At 72.8% G+C, this 19,665-nt stretch carries 19 protein-coding genes; 13 read left to right on the plus strand and 6 right to left on the minus strand.

All coding sequences use genetic code 11. The annotated features are described in order from the left end of the window. Positions 1 to 24 precede the first annotated feature (24 nt). The 11 genes from AB0E90_RS13700 to AB0E90_RS13750 all read left to right on the plus strand — a co-directional run bounded on the left by AB0E90_RS13700 (position 25) and on the right by AB0E90_RS13750 (position 9,917). Complete coding sequence (locus AB0E90_RS13700; RefSeq protein WP_360403698.1) at positions 25 to 1,542, plus strand: FAD-dependent oxidoreductase; 1,518 nt, start codon at positions 25 to 27, stop codon at positions 1,540 to 1,542. Next, a complete protein-coding gene (locus tag AB0E90_RS13705; protein WP_360403700.1) occupies positions 1,539 to 2,501 on the plus strand; it encodes an alpha-hydroxy acid oxidase in 963 nt (320 codons plus the stop codon). The genes AB0E90_RS13700 and AB0E90_RS13705 overlap by 4 nt, the downstream gene beginning before the upstream one ends. Continuing rightward, the gene (locus tag AB0E90_RS13710) at positions 2,498 to 3,757 is read left to right on the plus strand and encodes a cytochrome P450 (RefSeq protein ID WP_360403702.1); all 1,260 of its coding nucleotides are present in this window, start codon (positions 2,498 to 2,500) and stop codon (positions 3,755 to 3,757) included. The genes AB0E90_RS13705 and AB0E90_RS13710 overlap by 4 nt, the downstream gene beginning before the upstream one ends. After that, positions 3,754 to 4,995, plus strand: a complete 1,242-nt coding sequence (locus AB0E90_RS13715; RefSeq protein WP_360403705.1) for a cation:proton antiporter — start codon at positions 3,754 to 3,756, stop codon at positions 4,993 to 4,995. The genes AB0E90_RS13710 and AB0E90_RS13715 overlap by 4 nt, the downstream gene beginning before the upstream one ends. Before the next feature lie 60 nt (positions 4,996 to 5,055). After that, entirely contained in the window at positions 5,056 to 5,709 is a 654-nt protein-coding gene (locus tag AB0E90_RS13720) for a response regulator transcription factor (protein ID WP_360403707.1), read from the plus strand. Positions 5,710 to 5,716: 7 nt separating this feature from the next. Further along, complete coding sequence (locus tag AB0E90_RS13725; RefSeq protein WP_360403709.1) at positions 5,717 to 7,000, plus strand: HAMP domain-containing sensor histidine kinase; 1,284 nt, start codon at positions 5,717 to 5,719, stop codon at positions 6,998 to 7,000. Continuing rightward, complete coding sequence (locus tag AB0E90_RS13730) at positions 6,997 to 7,464, plus strand: NUDIX domain-containing protein (protein WP_360403711.1); 468 nt, start codon at positions 6,997 to 6,999, stop codon at positions 7,462 to 7,464. The genes AB0E90_RS13725 and AB0E90_RS13730 overlap by 4 nt, the downstream gene beginning before the upstream one ends. A 22-nt stretch (positions 7,465 to 7,486) precedes the next feature. Then, on the plus strand, positions 7,487 to 8,404 hold the full coding sequence (locus AB0E90_RS13735) for a hypothetical protein (protein WP_360403713.1): 918 nt from the start codon (positions 7,487 to 7,489) through the stop codon (positions 8,402 to 8,404). Positions 8,405 to 8,413: 9 nt separating this feature from the next. Beyond that, entirely contained in the window at positions 8,414 to 9,016 is a 603-nt protein-coding gene (locus tag AB0E90_RS13740) for a DUF402 domain-containing protein (RefSeq protein ID WP_360403715.1), read from the plus strand. Next, the gene (locus AB0E90_RS13745) at positions 9,009 to 9,152 is read left to right on the plus strand and encodes a hypothetical protein (protein WP_360403717.1); all 144 of its coding nucleotides are present in this window, start codon (positions 9,009 to 9,011) and stop codon (positions 9,150 to 9,152) included. The genes AB0E90_RS13740 and AB0E90_RS13745 overlap by 8 nt, the downstream gene beginning before the upstream one ends. A gap of 66 nt (positions 9,153 to 9,218) precedes the next feature. Continuing rightward, positions 9,219 to 9,917 carry a hypothetical protein gene (locus AB0E90_RS13750; RefSeq protein WP_360403719.1) on the plus strand — a complete coding sequence of 233 codons (699 nt, stop codon included), beginning with the start codon at positions 9,219 to 9,221 and terminating at the stop codon, positions 9,915 to 9,917. Here the strand turns inward: AB0E90_RS13750 and AB0E90_RS13755 are convergent. From AB0E90_RS13755 to AB0E90_RS13775, 5 genes are all read right to left on the minus strand, one after another. Then, complete coding sequence (locus AB0E90_RS13755; protein ID WP_360403721.1) at positions 9,914 to 10,270, minus strand: GntR family transcriptional regulator; 357 nt, start codon at positions 10,268 to 10,270, stop codon at positions 9,914 to 9,916. The genes AB0E90_RS13750 and AB0E90_RS13755 overlap by 4 nt on opposite strands. Continuing rightward, positions 10,270 to 11,652: an MFS transporter gene (locus tag AB0E90_RS13760; protein ID WP_360403723.1), complete on the minus strand. Its 1,383-nt coding sequence runs from the start codon at positions 11,650 to 11,652 to the stop codon at positions 10,270 to 10,272. Before AB0E90_RS13760 ends, AB0E90_RS13755 begins: the two co-directional genes overlap by 1 nt. 79 nt (positions 11,653 to 11,731) lie before the next feature. Further along, complete coding sequence (locus tag AB0E90_RS13765) at positions 11,732 to 12,247, minus strand: hypothetical protein (RefSeq protein WP_360403725.1); 516 nt, start codon at positions 12,245 to 12,247, stop codon at positions 11,732 to 11,734. Beyond that, the gene (locus tag AB0E90_RS13770) at positions 12,244 to 14,043 is read right to left on the minus strand and encodes a dynamin family protein (protein WP_360403727.1); all 1,800 of its coding nucleotides are present in this window, start codon (positions 14,041 to 14,043) and stop codon (positions 12,244 to 12,246) included. Before AB0E90_RS13770 ends, AB0E90_RS13765 begins: the two co-directional genes overlap by 4 nt. After that, positions 14,040 to 15,536: a dynamin family protein gene (locus tag AB0E90_RS13775; RefSeq protein WP_360403729.1), complete on the minus strand. Its 1,497-nt coding sequence runs from the start codon at positions 15,534 to 15,536 to the stop codon at positions 14,040 to 14,042. The genes AB0E90_RS13770 and AB0E90_RS13775 overlap by 4 nt, the downstream gene beginning before the upstream one ends. Positions 15,537 to 15,719: 183 nt before the next feature. Between AB0E90_RS13775 and AB0E90_RS13780 the strand changes: the two genes are divergently transcribed. Together AB0E90_RS13780 and AB0E90_RS13785 are read left to right on the plus strand one after the other, a co-directional pair. Continuing rightward, on the plus strand, positions 15,720 to 18,674 hold the full coding sequence (locus tag AB0E90_RS13780) for a LuxR C-terminal-related transcriptional regulator (protein WP_360403731.1): 2,955 nt from the start codon (positions 15,720 to 15,722) through the stop codon (positions 18,672 to 18,674). Then, complete coding sequence (locus AB0E90_RS13785) at positions 18,671 to 19,207, plus strand: LuxR family transcriptional regulator (RefSeq protein WP_360403733.1); 537 nt, start codon at positions 18,671 to 18,673, stop codon at positions 19,205 to 19,207. The genes AB0E90_RS13780 and AB0E90_RS13785 overlap by 4 nt, the downstream gene beginning before the upstream one ends. Here the strand turns inward: AB0E90_RS13785 and AB0E90_RS13790 are convergent. After that, complete coding sequence (locus AB0E90_RS13790) at positions 19,204 to 19,575, minus strand: hypothetical protein (protein WP_360403735.1); 372 nt, start codon at positions 19,573 to 19,575, stop codon at positions 19,204 to 19,206. The genes AB0E90_RS13785 and AB0E90_RS13790 overlap by 4 nt on opposite strands. Positions 19,576 to 19,665: the final 90 nt, after the last annotated feature.

Consider the following 19,665-nt stretch of genomic DNA (forward strand, 5'->3'; position numbering starts at 1 on the left):
TTCCGGTTCCTACCGTCAACGACCGTGACGCTCGATTACCTGATCATCGGGGCCGGGCCGGCCGGACTGCAGCTCGGCGCCCTGCTGGAAGCCGACGGCGACAGCGACTACCTCATCCTGGAAGCGGCCGACGCGCCCGGGGCGTTCTTCCGCACGTTCCCGCGGCACCGGCAACTGATCTCCATCAACAAGCCGCACACCGGAACCACCGACCCGGAACTGAACCTGCGCCTGGACTGGAATTCGCTGCTGAGCGACCAAGGCCCGCTGTTCACCGGCTACACGAACCGCTATTTCCCGGACGCCGACGTGATGGTGCGCTACCTGGCCGACTTCGCCGCGAAAACCGGGGTCCGGATCCGGCACAACGCCCGCGTCACCCACATCCGCAAGGACGGCGACGAATTCGTCGTCACCGCCGGCGCCGACGAATTGCGGGCCCGCCGGGTCGTCATGGCCACCGGCGTGTCCCGGATGAGCATCCCTGACATCTCCGGAATCGAACTCGCCGAACGCTACGACACGATGAGCACCGACCCCGACGACTTCACCGACCAGCGGGTGCTGATCCTCGGCAAGGGCAATTCGGCGTTCGAGACCGCCGACGCGCTGATCGAGACCACCACGCTCATCCACGTCGCCGGGCCGCACGAGCTGAAACTGGCCTGGCGCACCCACTTCGTCGGCCACCTGCGGGCGGTCAACAACAACTTCCTCGACACCTACCAGCTGAAATCCGCCAACGCGATCCTCGACGGGACCGTGCGCAGCATCGTCCGCGACGGCGACGAATTCGTCGTCACGTTCGCGTTCAGCCGGGTCGACGAGGTCATCAAACAACTGCGCTACGACCGGGTGCTGGCCTGCACCGGCTTCGCGTTCGACGCTTCCATTTTCGACGAATCGTGCCGGCCGGCGCTGGCCATCGACGACCGTTTCCCCGAACAGAGCCCGGCGTGGGAATCGGTCAGCGTGCCCGGCCTCTACTTCGCCGGAACCATCACCCAGCAACGCGATTTCAAAAAATCGACCAGCGGTTTCATCCACGGCTTCCGGTACGCGGTGCGCGCCCTGCACAAAACCCTCCATCAGAGGTACGGGAACAAACCGTGGCCGGCAACGAGCATCGTCGCGACGCCGGAGAAAATCAGCGACGCCATCATCACCCGCGTCAACCGGTCCTCCGCCCTGTGGCAACAGTTCGGGTTCCTCGCCGACGTGATCCTGCCCGACGGCTCCTACCTGGAAGAAATGCCGGTCGCGATGTTCCACGACCAGCACCGCGACGGCCTGGTGGTCACCCTCGAATACGGGCCCGACCACGACCAGGTCGACCCGTTCGACATCACCGTCAGCCGCATCGCCCAGGACACGCCCGGCCAGGCCCACGACGCCGCCTACCTACACCCGGTCGTTCGGCACTACCGCGACGGCGAGCTGGCCGGCACCCACCACCTCGCCGAGAACCTGGAGAACCGGTGGGACCGCCCCGACGTGCACGTCGCCCCGCTGACCGCGTTCCTGGCCCGCACCCTGCCATGACGGTCTACCAGGACTTCTTCGAAGGCGGCGCCGGCGAGGAACGCACCCTGCGCGCCAACGTCGACGCGTTCGAGCGGCGCCGCATCATCCCGCGGGTCCTGCGCGGCACCGGCCCCCGCGACCTGCGCACCACCCTGCTCGGCACCGACCTGTCCATGCCGCTGCTGCTCGCCCCCACCGCGTTCCACCTGCTCGCCCACCCGACCGGGGAAACCGGCGCCGCCGGCGCCGCCGCGGCCGCCGGCATCGCGATGGTCGTCAGCATGGCCGCCACCCAGCCGATCGAGCAGATCGCCGACACCGGCGCCACCCTGTGGTTCCAGCTCTACCCGCAACCCGACCTCGACTTCCAGGACCGGCTGCTGCGGCGCGTCACCAAAGCCGGCGTGAAAGCGATCGTCGTCACCGTCGACTCACCCGTCTTCGGGCACCGCACCCGCGACCTGGCCAACGGCTTCACCGACCTGCCGGCCGGGCTGACCTGCGCCAACATGGACGGCCGGGACATCGCCATGGACGACACCCTGAGCTGGGAGCACATCGACCGGCTGCGCGCGGCGACCGGCCTGCCGCTGGTGCTCAAAGGGATCCTGCACCCCGCCGACGCCGGCCTGGCCGTCACGCACGGCGCCGACGCGGTGATCGTCTCCAACCACGGCGGGCGGCAGCTCGACGGCGCCATCGCCACCCTCGACGCCCTGCCGGCGGTGCTCCAGGCCGTCGGCGGGCGCATTCCCGTGCTGGTCGACGGGGGGATCCGCCGGGGCACCGACATTCTCGTCGCGCTCGCCCTCGGGGCGGCCGCGACCCTGGTGGGACGAGTGGGTATTCGGGGTCTCGCCGGGGGCCCCGACGGCGTACGGGAAAAGATCGAAAACCTGCGCGCCCAGCTTGACCATGCCCTCGCTCTGGCCGGAGCGCAGCGACCGGCCGACCTGAGCCCGGACCAGATCTCATGATCACCACAGCGGTGGTCCGGCTCCGTGAGTGGATTTTCCGGCGGGTCAACGGGAGCGAGGGCATCCCGATCCCGGGGCCTCTGGTCGGCGCCGAGCATTTCGAGCGTGTCTATGCCGATCCGGCGGCCGATGGGCGCAGCCGTGGCGCCGGGCTGTCCGACCTGTTCTGGTACTGGCTCGCGCCCGGACCGCAGATGCACCAGGAACATCTCGAGCCGGGGGAGCGGTACCGGGCCGTCGCGCGCACCACCCGGCAGGTCCTCGCGATCAACCACCGGCGCAGCGACGAGCTCGCCACCACCGCGACTCGCCGCATCCTCGCCTCGCTGCCGCCGGACCGGACCAGCCACGTGCGGTTGCGGGATCTGATGATGCCGATCTGGGCCGAGGTCTACTTCGAGGTCGTCTTCGGCGAATCCTGCCCCCGGGATGTCCGGGACCTGATCGTCGCCAACGCTGACGACGTCGTCACCGCGCTCAAAGGCACCGGCCTGCGGCACATGGACCGCCGCGACCGCCTCACCCGCTACCTGCGCGGGCGCCTCGACGCCGGCACCTGCCCGGTGGTTCTGCCCGCCGAGTTCACCACCGAGGAAACCGCCTGGTACCTGCAGGGCGCGTTCTTCAACACCGCCGTCGTGCAGATGTCCGAGGCGATGGCCCACATCCTGCTCTGCGCCGCCGAGCATCCCCCCGACCTCGACCGGCTCGACGACCACATCGACGAGACCCTGCGCGTGCACCCGCTGTTCGGCATCGCCCACCGCATCACCTCCGCGTCGATACGCATCGACGACGACGTCACTTTGCCCGCCGGGTCCGTGCTGCTGTTCAACTACCTCGCCTTCCAGCGCACCGGCCCCGCCCCCGACGACACCTTCGATGCGCATCGATGGCAAACGATCAACCGCAAAGAGGCCCACTTCATCCCGTACGGCGTGACCGCCAACCGGGCCTGCCCCGCCCGCGGCGTCGCCCCGGTGATGCTGCGCGCCGCCACCGCTGAGGTCCTGCGCCACTACGCGATCGCCTCGTCGGCCACCCACACCCGGTCGCTGCCCAGCCGCGGTCCCGCCTACCTCACCCCGGCCGGACTGCCCGGACCCGGCCGCGCCCGGCTCGCGTCGATGCGTATCCGCGACCGGTGGGCCGACCTCGGCCGGTCGATCAAGCAGCTCGTCTACGGCACCTGGATGGTCGCCGACGCCCGCCGGCAACGCCTGTGCGCCACCTACTTCCAGGAGGTACGGCAGTGACCCCCACCGAACTGGCCCCGCGTTTCTTCATCGCGGTCGCCGTCATCCTGATCTTCTGCAAGATCGTCGCCTGGCTCCTCGGCCAGGCCGGCCAGCCGCCGGTCGTCTCCGAGATGCTCGCCGGCGTCCTGCTCGGACCGTCCCTGCTCGGCCTGCTGCTGCCGGACGTGCAGGCCGCCCTGTTCCCGCCCGCGCTGATCCCGGTCCTCTACGTCGTCGGCCAGGTCGGGCTGGTGCTGTTCATGTTCCAGGCCGGCTACGCGTTCGCCGGGCACCGCGTGCCCCGGCTGGCCGGCACCGCCGGCGCCGTCTCGCTGGCCGGTGTCACCGTGCCGCTGGTGCTCGGCGTCGTGCTGGTCGTCGTCGCCGGCGACCGGGTCGACATCCGCCCCACCGGCGTCGCCCTCGGCGTGTCGGCCGCGTTCGTCGGCGTCGCCCTGGCCATCACCGCCTTCCCGATGCTCGCCCGCATCATCACCGAACGCGGCCAGGCCGGCACCCGGCACGGCTCCCTCGCCCTGGCCAGCGGCGCCATCGACGACCTCGTCGCGTGGATCCTGCTCGCCGTCGTCCTCGCGTTCGCCTCCGGCGCCGTGCTGCCGGCCGTGGTCACCGCGGGCGGGGCGATCCTGTTCGGCCTGGCCGCCTGGCTGTTCGGCGCCCGCGTCACCGGCGCGCTGCTGCGCCTGGCCGAACCGGTCCGGATGATCGCCGTGGTCGGCCTGCTGTTCCTGACCGCCTGGTACACCGACGAGATCGGCCTGTACGCGGTGTTCGGCGCGTTCGTCGTCGGCGCCGTCATGCCGCACAACGAGGCCGCCGACCGGATCATCGACATCCTCACCCCGGTCGCGTCCGCACTGTTCCTGCCGCTGTTCTTCACCTTCTCCGGCCTGCGTACGGAGTTCGCGCTGCTCGGCGACCCGGCCGTGTTGCTGTTCGCGGTCGTCTGCATCGCCCTCGCCGTCGCCGGGAAGTTCGGCGCCTGCTGGGCCGCCGCCCGGGTACGCGGCGAAACCCAGGACACAGCGCTGCGCGTCGGCGCGCTGATGAACGCCCGCGGCCTCATGCAACTGATCGCCCTGAACGTCGGCCTGGAAGCCGGCATCGTCAACTCGTCGCTGTTCACCGTGCTGGTGCTGGTCGCGCTGGTCACCACGCTGATGACAACACCACTGCTGAGCCTCATCGAACGCCGCCGACCAGCCCCGATCGCCGAGCCGGTACTCGTAGGTTAAATTGTTGTGAGGGCAACTTTTGGGTATGCAAACGTCCGTTTATCCACCAGTATCGATGCCATGCGGCTCCTGCTGGTGGAGGATGATCCGGAACTGTCCGAGATGCTCACCGAGACCCTGAGCGACGAGGGATACACCGTCGACGCGGCCTCCGACGGCCAGCGCGGCCTGCACCTCGGGTTGACCCGCCCCTACGACGTCATGGTCATCGACCGTCTGCTGCCCGCCCTCGACGGCCTCGACCTGCTCGCCCGGCTCCGATCCCGGGCGGTCCCGGCCCGGGCGCTGATGCTCACCGCCCTCGGCACGGTCGCCGACCGGATCGCCGGCCTCGACGCCGGCGCCGACGACTACCTCGCCAAACCCTTCGACCTCGACGAGCTCAGCGCCCGCCTGCGCGCCCTGTGCCGGCGGGCGCCCGACACGGCCGGCGCGCTGCGCGTCGGCCGGGGCCTGCTCGACCTGGCCGTCCGCGACGTCGTGCTGCCCGGCGGCGGCCGGGTCGCGCTGTCCGCCCGCGAGTTCGAACTGCTGCGCGTGCTGGCCGCCCGCCCCCACCAGGTCCACTCCCGCGCCCAGCTGCGCACCCGGGTCTTCGACGAGGCCGCCGCCGCATCCCTGGTCGACACGTACGTCTACTACCTGCGCCGCAAACTCGGCCGCGACGTCGTGCGCACCGTCCACGGCCTGGGCTACCGGCTCGGCGCCCTGTGAGCTCGCTTTGAGTGACACCGAACGCGCCATCGTGCGCCGCGCCCAGCTGCGGATGGGCCTGTTCGTCGGGCTCGCGGTCGGGGCGCTGCTCACCCTGGTCGGCGGCATCGCGTACGCCACCCTGGTCACCAGCCAGGAACGGCAGATCCAGCGGGAACTCGCCTGGGGCGCCGAACACGGCAGCATCTCCGGCCCGGTCGGCTGCAGCTGGATCATCCGCCTCGACAACGGCGTCATCCGTTCCGGCCCGGTCCCGCCGCCGCCCGGCTTCCCGCAACGCGAGGCTCTCGACCGGGTCTCGTCCGGCTATCCCACCGAGATCACCACCGTGCACGCCCCCGGCACCGTCTTCCACCTGCGCACCGAAGCCACCGCGACCGGCGCCGTGCAGGTCGTGTTCGACGCCCGCTACCAGATCGCCGACCGCCAGCACCTGCTGTGGGCATTCGCCCTCGCCGCCGCGTTCGGCCTGCTGGCCGCGTCGATCACCGGCTGGATCGTCGGCCACCGGTCGGTCGCCCCGCTCGCCGAGGCCCTGGCCCGCCAGCGCCGCTTCGTCGCCGACGCCAGCCACGAACTGCGCACCCCGATCGCCCAGGTGCACACCCGCGCCCAGATGCTCGCCCGCCGCTCCACCTCGGCCCCGGCCGAACGCCGCGATCTGGAACGCCTCGTCGGCACCACCCGCCGCCTCGGCGAGATCGTCGACGAGTTGCTGCTGTCCGCCCGCCTGGCCGCCGCCCCCGACGCCGGCCCGGCCCGCGAACCGGTCGACCTGACCACCCTGGCCACCGACGCGGTCGCCGGCGAGGCCGCCCGCGCCGCCGAACGCCAGGTGACGGTGAACCTGTCCACCCCCGGCGCCCCACTGCCGGTCGCCGGCATTGCCTCGGCATTGCACCGCGTCCTGGCCGAACTGCTGTCCAACGCCCTGACCCACACCCCGGCCGGCGGCCAGATCACCGTGACGGTGCGGGCGGTCCGGGAAACCGCCGAGGTGGTGGTGGCCGACACCGGCGCCGGCTTCGACCCGGCCGACGCCAACCGCCTGTTCGACCGCTTCCACCGCGGCCCCGCCGCCGGCGACCGGCGCTTCGGCCTGGGCCTGGCCCTGCTCAAGGAGGTAGTGACCGGCCACGGCGGCACCATCACCGCCGTCGGCCACCCCGGCCGCGGCGCCACCTTCACCGTCCAGCTGCCCCGCATCGTCACCCCAGCCCACCACCCACCCCGCCGCCTGTGGCCCCCGCACCCCCGCGCGGCCACCCTGCGAGCCCGCGAGCGCCGGTGAGGATCCCCCGGGCGGTCGCGGTGGTGGCCGACGACCGCCGAGTCCTGCTGATCAAGCGGTACCTGCGGCAGGACTCGGCCGCCGTCTGCGTGATGTGCGATGACAGCGGCATCTCCGGCCCCGGCTGTCCCGGGCACCGCTACGCGGTTCTTCCCGGCGGCCACGTCGAAGACGGCGAGACCGCCGAGGCGGCGGCGGTGCGGGAGCTGGCCGAGGAGACCGGGCTACGGGCCCGGATCGACCGGCACCTGTGGACGGGAAAGCACAACGGCCGCCCCGCTCACTACTTCCTGATGACCGCCGTCACCGGCGTCCCGGTGCTGTCCGGCCCCGATGCCGCCGAGAACAGCCCGGACAACAGCTTCGAGCTCGCCTGGTCCACCGCCGACCGGTTCGGCCCGCTGAACCTGCACCCACCTGACATCCGCCCGCTCCTGACCGACCTCCTTTCGGGACGGTCGTGACGCGCCCGCCATAAGATGCGGCGTGACGTTCACACCCCGGGCCGCGTGGGCCGACACCCCGGAACCGGTGCGGGCGGCCGTTGCCGGGGCGCTCGGCGCCGCGATCGACGGCCACACCGATCTGCACGGCGGCATGTCGCCCGGCCCAGCCGTCGGGTTGCGGCTGGCCGACGGCAGGCAGGTCTTCGTCAAGGCAGTCTCCGCCGAGGTGCGGGTGCACAACCACGCGATGATCCGGCAGGAAGCCGGCATCCTCGACATCCTGCCGCCGACGGTGCCGGCGCCGCGGCGCCTGGCCACCGTCGAGCACGGGCCGTGGATCGCCCTGGCCACCACCTGGGCGCCCGGCGCGACGGCCGACCGGTGGACCGACGCCTCGATCGCGGCCGTCGCGCAGGCCTGCCGGGCGGCGAACGCGCACCGGGCTCCGGGCGTGCTGCCGCCGGTGGCCGAGCGCATCTTCGACTTCAACGGCTGGACCCGCCTGATCGCGCTCGGGACGGGCGACGAATGGGAGACAACCCACGCGGGGGCGGCGGCCGAGGTGGTGGCCGGCTGGGAACGCTGGACGGCCGGCGACGCCCTGGTGCACCGGGACATCCGCCTCGACAACACCGCGGTCGGCGCGCGGGCGGTGCTGCTCGACTGGGCGTATGCCGCGGCCGGCGCCCCGTGGATCGACCTCGCCCAGCTGGCGGCGGACGTCGTCGCCACCGGACACGTCCTCGGTCCGCAGGCGGCGACGGACCGGGCCCACCGTCTGCTGCGGACCCTGCCGCCGGAGGCGTCGCGGTTCGTCGTCGGCCTGGCCGGGATGTGGAGCATCCGCGCCGCAACGATCCCGGACACCGTCATGCCCGACATTTCGGTCTGGCGCCGCGCCCGGTCGGCCGCGCTGCGCCCGCTGGTGGCCCACCTGATCGACGACCATCGCGGCTAAGCTGCCGCGATGCGGTTCGAGCCCGGGCAGGTCATCACCCGCCGGTACGTGCGTGGACGCTGGCGCACCTGGGAGCAGGTCATGCGGGTGGTCACCGACGACGAGCACGGGCTGCTGCTGTGGCAGCCGGACGGCGGCGACCTCGCCGTCCTGGTCGGCGCGGACGGCCGGACCGCGCACGAGATCACTCCGGACCGGATGCGCGAGCCGCAACTGACCGCCCGCGCCTGGCAGGGTGACCTGCTGATGCTCATGCCGCCCGGGGCCGCGTACTCCGTGTGGTGGTTCTTCGACGAGGGCGTGTTCGACGGCTGGTACGTCAACCTGGAAGACCCCTGCGTCCGGCAGCCCGACGGCGTGCAGACCACCGATCACGTCCTCGACATCGTCGTCACCGCGCAGCGGCAGTGGGAGTGGAAGGACGCCGCCGAGTTCGACAGCCGCATCGGCCACCCGCTGTACTTCGACGCGCCGGCGGCCGCGGCGATCCGCTCCGAAGGGGAACGGATCATCGCCCTGATCGAGGCCGGAATGTTCCCCTTCGACGACTCTCACACCGGTTTCCGCCCCGACCCCGGCTGGCCGGTGCCGCGCCGGCAAGCCGGTGCGTGAGCCGCCCGGCCTGCCGCTGCTGCTCGCGACGGTCCGGATTCCCCGCCGGTGGATGTGGGCCGGCGTGCCGGTCCTGTTCGTCGGCACCACGGCCGCGGTGGCCATGCTCGGCTCACTCTTCATGTACTGGCCGTAGCACGGACCGGATCGTCGGCCGTCTATCCTGTCGGCGTTCTGGACAATGGACGATCACGGAGTGCCGATGACACCGCGCCCGACCGCTCTGCTCGCCGTCGCCCTGGCGGGCGCGCTTCTCGCCGGCTGCGCCGGATCCGGGGGCGAGGCGGCCCCGACGGCGGTGGCCGCGACCACCCCGTCGGCGACACCCGGCCCGTCACCGAGCGAGCAGTCCGCGCGCGACGAGTTGCAAGCGGCGCTGGCCCTGCTCACGACGACCACCTACAAGTACACCGTGACCGGCGATTACCAGCCGAAGGAGAAGATCCGGGCGACCGGCAGCCGGGACCCGAAGGCGCGCAAGGCCACCTGGACCGTCAAGGTCACCAGCGGCGGGGACGCGTGGAGCACCAGGCACCTTGTCATCGGCGCCGCGCGCTACCGGGCCGAGGGCTCCGGCAAGTGGAAGGCGGATACCAAGGCCGATGCCGCGGATCCCGGCGGTCTGAGCCGTTTCGCGACGGCCGTCACCACGACGCTGCGCACCGGCCCGCACGCGCTTCGCGGCAGCTTCTACATCGGCAAGAACCTCACGATCCTCCCGCTGGGGGCGCCGGGCATCTTCTTCCCCGGGGGCGCCATGCCGGACTTCACCGCGAAGACCGACGCGCAGGGTCACCTCACGTCGATCACCGTCATCGTCAAGTTCACGGACGGGACGATGAAACAGACCACGACCTTCAGCGGGTACGGCGAGCCGGTGACCATCAGCAAGCCGGCCTAGCCGTCGAGGGCGGCCTTGACCAGTGCCAGGGCCGTCTCCGGCGGGATGCCCAGGGCGCGGGTCCGCTCGACATAGGTCTGCGCGGCCCGCTGTGCCTGCACGCTGGTGCCGGTCGCGCGGGCGGTGATCACCGTGCCGGCCCGGCCGCGGGTCTCCACCAGCCCGGCCGTCTCCAGCTCCCGGTAGGCGCGGGCCACTGTGTTCGCGGCCAACCCGAGGTCGGTGGCCAGCGCGCGTACCGGCGGAAGTTTGGTCCCGGCCGCCAGGGTGCCGTCGGCGGCCAGCTCGGCGATGCGGCGCCGCACCTGGTCGTAGGGCGGCGTCGCCGAGTCCGGGTCGATCGTGATGTCCATCAGAGCAGTTTGGGGGGTGTGTTGCCGGCGGCGATGATGCCACGGCGCATCGGCACCAGGGCGAGCAGGACGCCGCCGACGAGGAAGAACACCACCAGCGAGATGATGCCGGAGCGGTAGCTGTTGCTCAGCTGGAACACCACGCCGAACAGCAGCGGCCCGAGCCAGCTGGTGCCCTTGTCGCTGATCTCGTAGAAGCCGTAGTACTCGCCTTCGCGGCCCGCGGGGATGAACTGCGAGTACAACGACCGCGACAGCGCCTGCGAACCGCCCAGAACCAGGCCGATCGCGACGCCGAGCAGCATGAACGGCAGCGGTTTGCCGGCCGGCAGCCAGTAGGCGGCGACCACCACGCCCAGCCACAACGCGAGGCTGAACAGGACGGTCTTGCGGGCGCCGACCTTCGCGGCCATCGCGCCGAGCAGCAGGGCGCCGCCGAACGCGAGGAACTGCACCAGCAGGATCGTGATGATCAGGGTGGACTGCTCCAGGTCGAGTTCCTCGGTGCCGTACTGGCTGGCCAGGGCGATGACGGTCTGGATGCCGTCGTTGTAGATCAAATACGACAGCAGGAAGAACAACGTCAGCGGGTACGCGCGGATGTTACGGATCGTGCCACCGAGCTGCCGGAACCCGTCGATGAGCACGTTGCCACGTTGTCCCGTCGAGGAAAGCCCGGGGTGTTCCCTGAGCCACGCGAGCGGGATCAGGGTGAACACGGCCCACCACACGCCGGCCGACACGATGCACCAGCGGGCGATGTCGAGGGTGCGCTGGTCGTTGCCGTCGATCGACAGGATCGTGACCGCCACCAGGTTGAACGCGAGCAGCAGGCCGCCGCCGAGGTAACCCAGCGCCCACCCGCGGCTGGACACCTTGTCGCGGTCGTCGGGGCCGGCCAGCTGCGGCAGGAACGAGTTGTAGACCACGATCGACGCGCCGCCGGAGATGTTGGCGATCAGGAACAGCACGCCGCCGAGAAGGTAGTTGTCGCCGGTGACGAACGCGAAGCACATGGTGGCCGCGGACGCCGTGAACGCGGTGACCGCCAGGAGCACCTTCTTGCGGGGGCTGCGGTCGGCGACCGCCCCCATCACCGGGAGGACAAAAACGGTGAGGAAGACCGAGAGGGACACGACGTACGGGAAGAAGGAGCCCGCCGCGACCGAGATGCCCAGGGGATGGACCCGGCCGGTGCAGTCGTCGGCGCCGAGCTCGCAGCCCGCGGCGATCTTCGTGACGCTGGTCAGGAACGGTCCGAGGAAGACCGTCAGGACCGTGGTCGAGAAAGCCGAGTTGGCCCAGTCGTAGAAGTACCACCCGGTTCGTTCCCGGCGTCCGGCCGCGGGTCGGTCGGTGGGGGTGCCGGTGGTAGCGGCCATGGGGTTTTCTCCCGGTCGTCGTTGCGTGGCGCGGGTCATAGTGCCATGCCGCGACCGGGCGGCGGGAGGTGCCGCGTACTCAGTTCTGCTGCGACCACCACTTGGCCAGAGCGGCGGTGGCGGGGTCGTCGGATTCGGCCAGCGCCGCCCACGGGTCGGCGCCCGGCGGCAGGTCGGTGGCGGCGTATTCGGCGAGCTCGGACGGCTGCACCGGGTCGGCTGGGCCGGCGTCGTGCAGGGCGGCCTGGATGTCGGCGAGGCCGAGGCTGCCGGAGTCGATCCAGGGGAAGCCGTCGACCGGTTCGGGCAGCTCGCCGACGTCGACGGCGGGCGGGAACACGTTGTCGCTGAGGTCGGCCTCGGGCAGCGGCTCGTGGGTGTCCGCGTGGACCGGGGTGTCCTCGGCGGCGGCGGCGTGGTCGTCGGCGTCGTGCGCGGCCACCTCGACGTGGTGGTCGTCGGGAACGTCCGGTTCCCAGGAGAGGTGGTCGTCGGGCGGCGCCGTGTCGTCGTGGTGCTGGTCGTCGAACGGCAACGGGTCGTGGTGGTCGTCGTCGCCGAAATGGTGGTCGGCGAAGTCGTGGTGATCCGTCATCGGTTCTCCTCGTCTTGCGGGGCGGGTGTCAGGGCCCGCGCCCGGATCAGCACGTCGTCGAGGTGGCGCAGCTTCGCGCGTACGCCATCGAGCTCCTGTTGCGCCGCCTGCCGGCGCTTGGTCCGCCCGGCCGCGTCCTCCGCGGCGGCGGCGTCGATCTCGGCGATGTGCGCGTCCAGGTCGCGCAGCCGCCGTTCCACCGCGTCGTCGACGGCCACCGAGAGGGCGTACTGCAGGTCGGTGAACCGGTTGGCGATCTCGTCGGCCAGTGCGGCGCGGGCCTCGCCGAGCACGTCGCGCAGCCAGATCCGGGCCTGTTGCCGGTCGGTCTGCACGCGCCGGCGCCACAGCACGTAGCCGCCGGCGGCCAGGCCCAGCCCGATGCCGGCGACCGGCACCAGCAGGCCGCCGACGGCCAGGGCGGAGGCGCCGAGGATGGCGCCGCGGCCGGCCATGAACGCGATGCCGCCGGCGGACAGGGCGATCAGCATGTTCTCGCCGGAGCCGTCGCGCGGCGGCGACGCGGCCAGGGCGTGGCGCAGGGTGGCGTTGAGCCGGCCCAGCATGCTCGCCCGTTCGGCCGCGTCGAACACCTCGGCCAGCACCTTTTCGGCGACCTGGTGGAACGTCTCCTCCAGGCCGGTCGACAGGTCGGCGGCCAGCGCTTGCAGCGACGCGTCGACGGCGTCGGGCAGTTTCGTCAGCGCTTCGCCGCGGCCGGTGTCGATCCGGGCCGAGAAGTCTTGTTGCAGGCCGGCGATGGTGCTGCGCAGCCTTCCGACCGTCTCGATGCGGGCGCGCTGGGTCTCGGTGCTCAGCAGCAGCGTCCACTGGCGGGACTCGGTGCGTTTGCGGGCGGCCAGGGCGGCGCGTTCGGCGCGGACGGCGGCGTTGCGGGCCGGGTCGGCCTCGGCGGCCTGCACCGTCGCGATGGCCGAGGTGACCAGGCGGGCCAGATCACCGCGGGCGGCGCGCAGGACGTTGGCCAGTTGCAGCTGGTGGCCGCGGCCGGCCAGGCCGACCAGGGCGTGCTGCAGTTCGGCGATCTTCGACGCGTCGATCAGGGCGGCCTGTTCGCCCGCCGGTGACGTCAGCGCCAGCTCGGCGAGGGAGGAGGAGACCGGGAACCAGGGCGCCTCGGCGAAGCGCGGGGCGTGGGCGCGCAGCAGGGCCTGGTTGTCCTCGGCGATGCGGCGCCACCCCGGGTACGCGTCGATCTTGGTGAGGGCGAAGACGACCGCGTCGACCCGTTCGCTGGCGGCGACCAGGAACTTCAGCTCCGGTTCGGACAGCGGCGCGGCCGCGTCGGCGACGAACAGCAGGGCGGTGGCCTTGTCGACCGCGGCGAGGGCCACGGTGGCGTGGGCGGGGTCGAGGCCGCCGACGCCGGGGGTGTCGAGCAGGCTCAGGTATTGCAGCAGCGGCGCCGGGTGCTGCACCTCGATGCGGCGGGCCTTCTGCTCGCCGGTCGCCCACCGGCCGAGGTCGTCGACGTCGACCGGTTCGTGGCTGCCGGGCAGCCACGCCCGCGCCTGGAACGGGCCGGGCACGAACTGCAGGTAGGTGGCGGTGGCGACGGCCGCATCCACCGGGGACAGACCGGGCACGCCGAGCAGCGCGTTGATCAGGGAGCTCTTGCCGCGTTTGGTCTCGCCGACGACCACGAGCGACGGGCGGGTCACCTCCTGGCGGCGCAGCACGGCCAGGTCGGCGCCGGCGTCCGGGTCCTGCGCGCGCACGTAGGCCAGGGTGTCGCGGACGGCGCTGTCGAGGGTCTTCGTCAGGTCGGGGGTCATCGGGTCACCTGCTGGGCGAGCAGGTGGAAGCCGCGGTGGGCGACCTGCGCGACCCGCGACTGGGCCGGGCCGGCGCCGGCCACCGCGTAGACCCGCCACCGGTTGGCGGCCTGCCGGGCGGCGGCGGCGAGTTCATCGGCGCCGGCGTCGGGCAGCCGCAGGATCCACCGCGGGTCCTCGGAGGTGGCCAGGCGGGTCAGCTCGGCCTCCCAGTCGGCGGGCAGCGCCACCGAGCCGGTGGCGACCCGCTGGGCGGCGTCGAGCAGCCGCAACCGGTGGTAGGCCGGGTCGCGCAGCAGTTGCTCGACGGCGTCGCGCAGGATCTCCCGGTCCTTCGGGTCGCGGGTGTGCCCGGCGAGGCGCTCGAGCCGGCCGAGCGCCCAGCCGGCCTTGATCGCGTCGGCCCGCCACCGGAACGACTCCTGCAGGGTCTGCCGCAGCCGCGGGAACCCGGACGCGGCGATCAGCCGGCGGACCAGCTCGCCGGTGCTCAGGTGCGGGTCGGCCGCGTACTGCGCCAGGGCGAAGCCGATGCCGTACAGGTCGAGCAGGGCCAGCAACCGCTCCCGGCGCGACGCGTCCAGCGGGGCCGGCCGCGACCGGAACAGGTCGACCGAGGCGAGCAGCACCCGCAGCTGCTCCATCGGCAGTTTCGCCAGGTCACGTAGGGCGGCGGCGTCGGCGGCGGTCAACCGGCCGGCCTCGGCGGTCTCGGCCAGCAGGGCCACCACCGGGACCACATCGGAGACGGTACGGGCGAGAAGGCCGGCCTGCTGCTCGGCCAAGGGGCCGGCGATCGGCCACGGGTCACCGGGCCCACCGGCGAGGGTGTCGACCTTGCCGAACACGCCGAGCGCGTTGATCGGACTGGACGACAGTCGCGCCGAGGAATCCCGGAACGCGTCCAGCGCGCGGACGTCGTCGGCCCGCACCGCCTGGGTGAACACGTAGACGACCGCTTCGGCGGCGGCGACCTCGTGGGCCGAGTCGGCGTCGATGTCGGCGTCGAACGGCGCGGTGGACACCCCGACCGCCTCCTGCGCCCGCTCGGAGACCATCGTGTCGGTGGAGGCCAGGCCGGGCGTGTCGACCACGGTCAGGTCACGCAGTTTCTCGCTGGTGAGGGTCACGTCGACGAACGCGACCTTGGCGGCGGGCACGCCGAGCCGCTGCGGGATCATGCCGTCGTCGTCGAGCGGGAGGCTGCGCCGCTGCCCGTCGCGCAGCACCACATCGACCCGGTCAGCGGGCCCGTAGCGGAAGCGGGTGACCACCCGAGTGCATTCACCCACCGCTGTGGGCGCTACCCGGCGCCCGATCAGGGCGTTGACGAGTGTCGACTTTCCGGCTTTCAAACGGCCCGCGATAGCGACGCGTAACGGCTCGGCGAGGCGGTCACGGATCTGAATGAGCTGGCCACCGGCCTCTTGGCCGGCCCGCGCGGCGATCTGGTCACAGAGAGTGGCCACGCTGGCGCTGAGGGGGCCGCTCACCACGACTCGTCAGCCGTGCACACTGTCGGCGACAATGGCAAGACCACGGCCGTCACCTGGACCCTCCCCGGCACACCGGGCGGGCCCGGTGCCCGCCACGGCACAGCCTACGGATCGGGCTGCGGCACGGGATCCCGTGTTCGTGCCAGAGCCGTCGGACGTAACAGAAGGGAAGGGGCGCAGGTGGCGGAAGATCTTGACCCGCTGGCCTCCGCCGCTGCCCTGCTGCACCGTCCCGCCCTGGTCGTGATCACCGGCCCGCCGGGCAGCGGCCGCACCACGATGCTGCGCCGCATCGCCGCCGCGGTGCCCGGCCCCGCCCACACCGGCGGCGGTCTGGCCATGCTGCGCTCCACCCCGGCCCTCGCCCTGTCGCGGGCGGTCCGCGCCCGGCTGCCGGCCCACGACGTGCATCTGCTCGCGGAGGCCGTCCGTTCTCGCGTGCGCGGCGGCCTGCTGGTGCTGGACGACATCCAGTACGCCGATCCCGCCACCCTGGCCGCCCTGCCGCTGCTGGCCGCCCACTGCCGGGTCCTGGTCGCCCTGCGCACCCCGCACCGCCTTCCCGCTTCCTGCGTCGAGGCGTTGCAGACGACCGCGGCGGCCTGGCTCACCGTGCCCCCGCTCGACCGGGAAGCCGCCCTCGGCCTGGCCCGCCACACCGCGGGCGGCCTGAGTGAGCCGTCGCTGGCCGCGATCGTCGACCGGGCCGGCGGAAACCCTCTCGCGATCTCCGCTCTGGCCCGGCAGGCTGCGGCGGGACGGGCGCCCGGCAATGCCGGCATCGACCAGATTGCGTACGCCATAGCGACCGCCCTCGCCGATCTGCCCCGCCCCGCCCGTACGGCTCTGGCCGCGCTCGGCCTGCTCGGCCGGCCCGCTCCGGCGGCGCTGCTCGGCACCGGGGCCGCCGACCTGCACGCGGCCGGACTGATCACGGCCGGCCCGGACGGGACGCTGGTTCCGGTGTCGACGTATGTGGCGGAGACCGCGGCCGGCCTGCTCGACGCGGCCGGCCGGGTCGAGCTGCACTCCCGCCTGGCCGAGCTGACCCCGCCGGCCGAGGCCGCCCGGCACCTGGCCGCCGCCGGTGACCTGGCCGGCGCCCACCGCAAGGCCCTGCAGGCTGCCGATCAAGCGGTCGGCGGCGAACGGGCGGCGCTATTGCTGTTCGCCTGCGACCTGGACACCCCGATCGACACCCGGGTGCGCCTGGCCGCCGCCGACGCGGCCCTGTCGGCCGGCCGTGCCGCGGCCGCGGCGAAGGTACTCACGTTCGGCGCCCTGCCGACCGCTTTTGGTGTTCTTGGTCCCGAAGCCGGCGTGCCGACCGCGCTCGGCGCCCTCGGTGTCGAGGCCGACGTGCTGCGCGGCGAGGCGTTGCTGCAGGCCGGCTCGCCCGCGGCCGCCCGGGCGTCGGTCGCCGGCGTTTCCGATGCGTCGCCGGCGCCGGTGCTGGCGGCCCGCGACCGGGTTCTGCTGCTGGCCGAGCTGGCCACCGACCCGGTCGCCGCCCAGGACCTCGCCGAGAAGGTCAGCGCCCGTTATCCGCGCCCGCCGCAGGGTGTGGCCGCGGCCCTGGCCGCCGTGGCGGCCGCCAACCGCAGTCCCGGCTGGGCCGAGGCGCTGTCCGCGGTGGTCGCCCTCCCGGGTGACCCGCAGATCATCCGCTTCAGTGCGTGGCTGCTGGTGGAGCACCTGATCGCCGACGGCCGGCTGACCGAGGCGGCGGTCGCCGCGGCCCGGGCGGCGCGGGAGTGCGCGGCGGACCTGTCCTACGGCTGGCAGACCCGCTTCGAGGCGGCCGGCGACTGGGCGGTGGCCCTGCACGGCGCCGGCCTTTCCCCCGTGCCCGGGGCGGGAGCGCTCTCGGACACCGCCGGACCCGGGGTATCCGCGCCGCCGGCAGCGGGTGACGCGGCGACGACCGGCGGTGGAGACGCCACGGTGACCGGAACTGCCCAGCCGGCCGCCGCCGGCGCCGCGCCTACGGCCGGCGTGATTTCTTCCGCGGCGGGCGCCACAGCTGGGACGGACCAAGCCTCCCGGCCGGACGATCCCGCGCCCGTGCCGACCTCAGGCGCCGGCCCGACCGGCGCGGGCAGCGGTCGTGCCGGGCTGCTCTGGCCGGGCGTGGCGGTGCCGGGGCCGGGGTTGTCGGGCGATGCGGGGCGGGCGGGGCCGGGTGGGGCCGGTGGCGGCGCGGGGAGCGCTGGTTTCGCTCAGGCCGGCGAGGCGGCTGGTTCGGGTGCTGGTGCTGGGGGACGACCCGACCGCGTACTCGATGAAGAGCGGGACCTGACCGCTCGGACCGCGCCGGATGAGGTTTTGCGGCGTAGCGGGAACCTGGCGGATCGTGCCATTCCGGACGAGGCCCGGGGTTATGCGACCGCGGCGAGTGCGTTGATCGAAGCCGACACCGGGTTGCTTGGAGCGGCGCGGGCTCGGCTGGATGCCGGGCCGGATCATGACGCTGTCGGATGGGTGACACGCGAGACGGCCTGGCTTGACGGGCAACCCGACCGGGCTGTCCGGGAAACGCCTGGTGAGGGCCATGGCCTCATCGCCGGGTTGCATGCGATCACGGCCCGTTGGGCCGCTTACGATCTTGGCGCGATGGGTGCTCCGCCCATTCCGTCAGGTTTACCGACTCCCGCACGGCGCACTTTGACCGCGTGGGCTACCGGTACCGGATTTGCGGCAGCCGCCGACGGGTGGCGGCCCGTCGCTTTGCGGGAGCAGGTGCGGTGCCTGCTCGCGGCCGGTTTGACCGATGCCGATCCGGGCCGGGCCGTCGACGCGCTGCTCGAGGCCGAGCGGCTCGCCGACGCGGCCGGGCTGACCGTTCTCGCCGGGCGTGCCCGGCGTGGTCTGCGCCGGCATCATGTGCACCGCGACACCCGGAGCCCCCGCTCCGGAGATCAGCTGACGCGCCGGGAGACCGACGTGTTGCGGCTGGTTGCTGCGGGGGAACCGACCCGGCGCATCGCCGGGCAGCTCGGCATCTCCGCCGAGACGGTCGACACCCACATCCGCGCCGGTATGCGCAAGCTCGGCGCCAGAACACGAACGGAAGCCGCCGCCCTCGCCTTCGCCACCTTCCCGAGTTCCCCAGAGATACACAAGGATGGCCGGTGACCAGACAAGCCGACGCTCCTCGCCACGTCGTCTCCACCCCAGGTGACGCCGACACCGTGCTGCGCCGTCTGATCCGAGACGGCTGGGTCGCCCGCGAAGGGTTCGCCCTGCCCGATCCGGCGTGGGACGTGACCGGCAACCGCCTGGTGCTGCACGGCCGGATCACCGACCCGGAGACGTTGCAGCTGGCGGTCCTGGCGGCGGCGCGCGGCGCCGGCGTCGTCGCGATCTGCGACTCCGAGTCGAACCTGGGCCGGGCCCTGGTGGACGACCTTTCCCGGCTGGGGCAGGTGCGGCAGGGCGCAGCCCCGGAATCCGACGGCGCCGGCAACGCGGTCGCTGACCTGGTGCCGGAGCAGCGGGCGCTGCTCGACCGGCTCGCGGCCGGCGACACGATCGCGGCGGCCGCGGCGGCGGAGTTCCTGTCGCTGCGCACCGCGAACCGGCGGATCGCGGAGGCGCGGGCCCTGTTCGGGGTGCGCACCACCCGCGAGGCGGTCCTCGCCTACCTGCGGCAGCGCGGCCCCAACTAGGACTGCGGGCGGCCGGTCCGCTTGATGTCGGCGGCCCACTGACGGGCGAGCACGTCTGCCGCCGCGCGGCCCCTGACCTGCCGGCGCTGCGGCGGGGGATCGTCGTCGTGGCGGTCCACGACGTAGGCCACCACCAGCCAACGGCCGGTGATGACGCGGGCCGGCCAGACCACCGCGGTGGCCAGCAGCGCGGCCGACCAGACCAGCAGCACGACGCTCAGCACGACCACGCCGATCACGAGTCCCAGATCGTCCGACGGGATCGAGAACGTCCCGGGCGCACCGGCGCCGGGACGCCACGCCAGTCGGCGGCGGCCGACCCGCCACTTGACCCATTGGCCGGATTCGACCCGGCTCAGCACCACCACACTTCCAGAATGATCGGCTGCGTCAATATCCCGGATCGACTAGGGTCGTTTGGCCGACACCGCGGTGCGGCCCGGCGGACTACGGTCAGG

The sequence above is a fragment of the Actinoplanes sp. NPDC026619 genome, from assembly GCF_040638295.1.
GTDB lineage: Bacteria > Actinomycetota > Actinomycetes > Mycobacteriales > Micromonosporaceae > Actinoplanes.

Coding starts and splice junctions, on each gene's coding strand:
- AB0E90_RS13720 (WP_360403707.1), top strand. CDS start 5,056: ATGCGGCTCCTGCTGGTGGAGGATGATCCGGAACTGTCCGAGATGCTC.
- AB0E90_RS13765 (WP_360403725.1), bottom strand. CDS start 12,247: ATGACGGATCACCACGACTTCGCCGACCACCATTTCGGCGACGACGAC.
- AB0E90_RS13750 (WP_360403719.1), top strand. CDS start 9,219: ATGACACCGCGCCCGACCGCTCTGCTCGCCGTCGCCCTGGCGGGCGCG.
- AB0E90_RS13740 (WP_360403715.1), top strand. CDS start 8,414: ATGCGGTTCGAGCCCGGGCAGGTCATCACCCGCCGGTACGTGCGTGGA.
- AB0E90_RS13710 (WP_360403702.1), top strand. CDS start 2,498: ATGATCACCACAGCGGTGGTCCGGCTCCGTGAGTGGATTTTCCGGCGG.
- AB0E90_RS13755 (WP_360403721.1), bottom strand. CDS start 10,270: ATGGACATCACGATCGACCCGGACTCGGCGACGCCGCCCTACGACCAG.
- AB0E90_RS13705 (WP_360403700.1), top strand. CDS start 1,539: ATGACGGTCTACCAGGACTTCTTCGAAGGCGGCGCCGGCGAGGAACGC.
- AB0E90_RS13760 (WP_360403723.1), bottom strand. CDS start 11,652: ATGGCCGCTACCACCGGCACCCCCACCGACCGACCCGCGGCCGGACGC.
- AB0E90_RS13770 (WP_360403727.1), bottom strand. CDS start 14,043: ATGACCCCCGACCTGACGAAGACCCTCGACAGCGCCGTCCGCGACACC.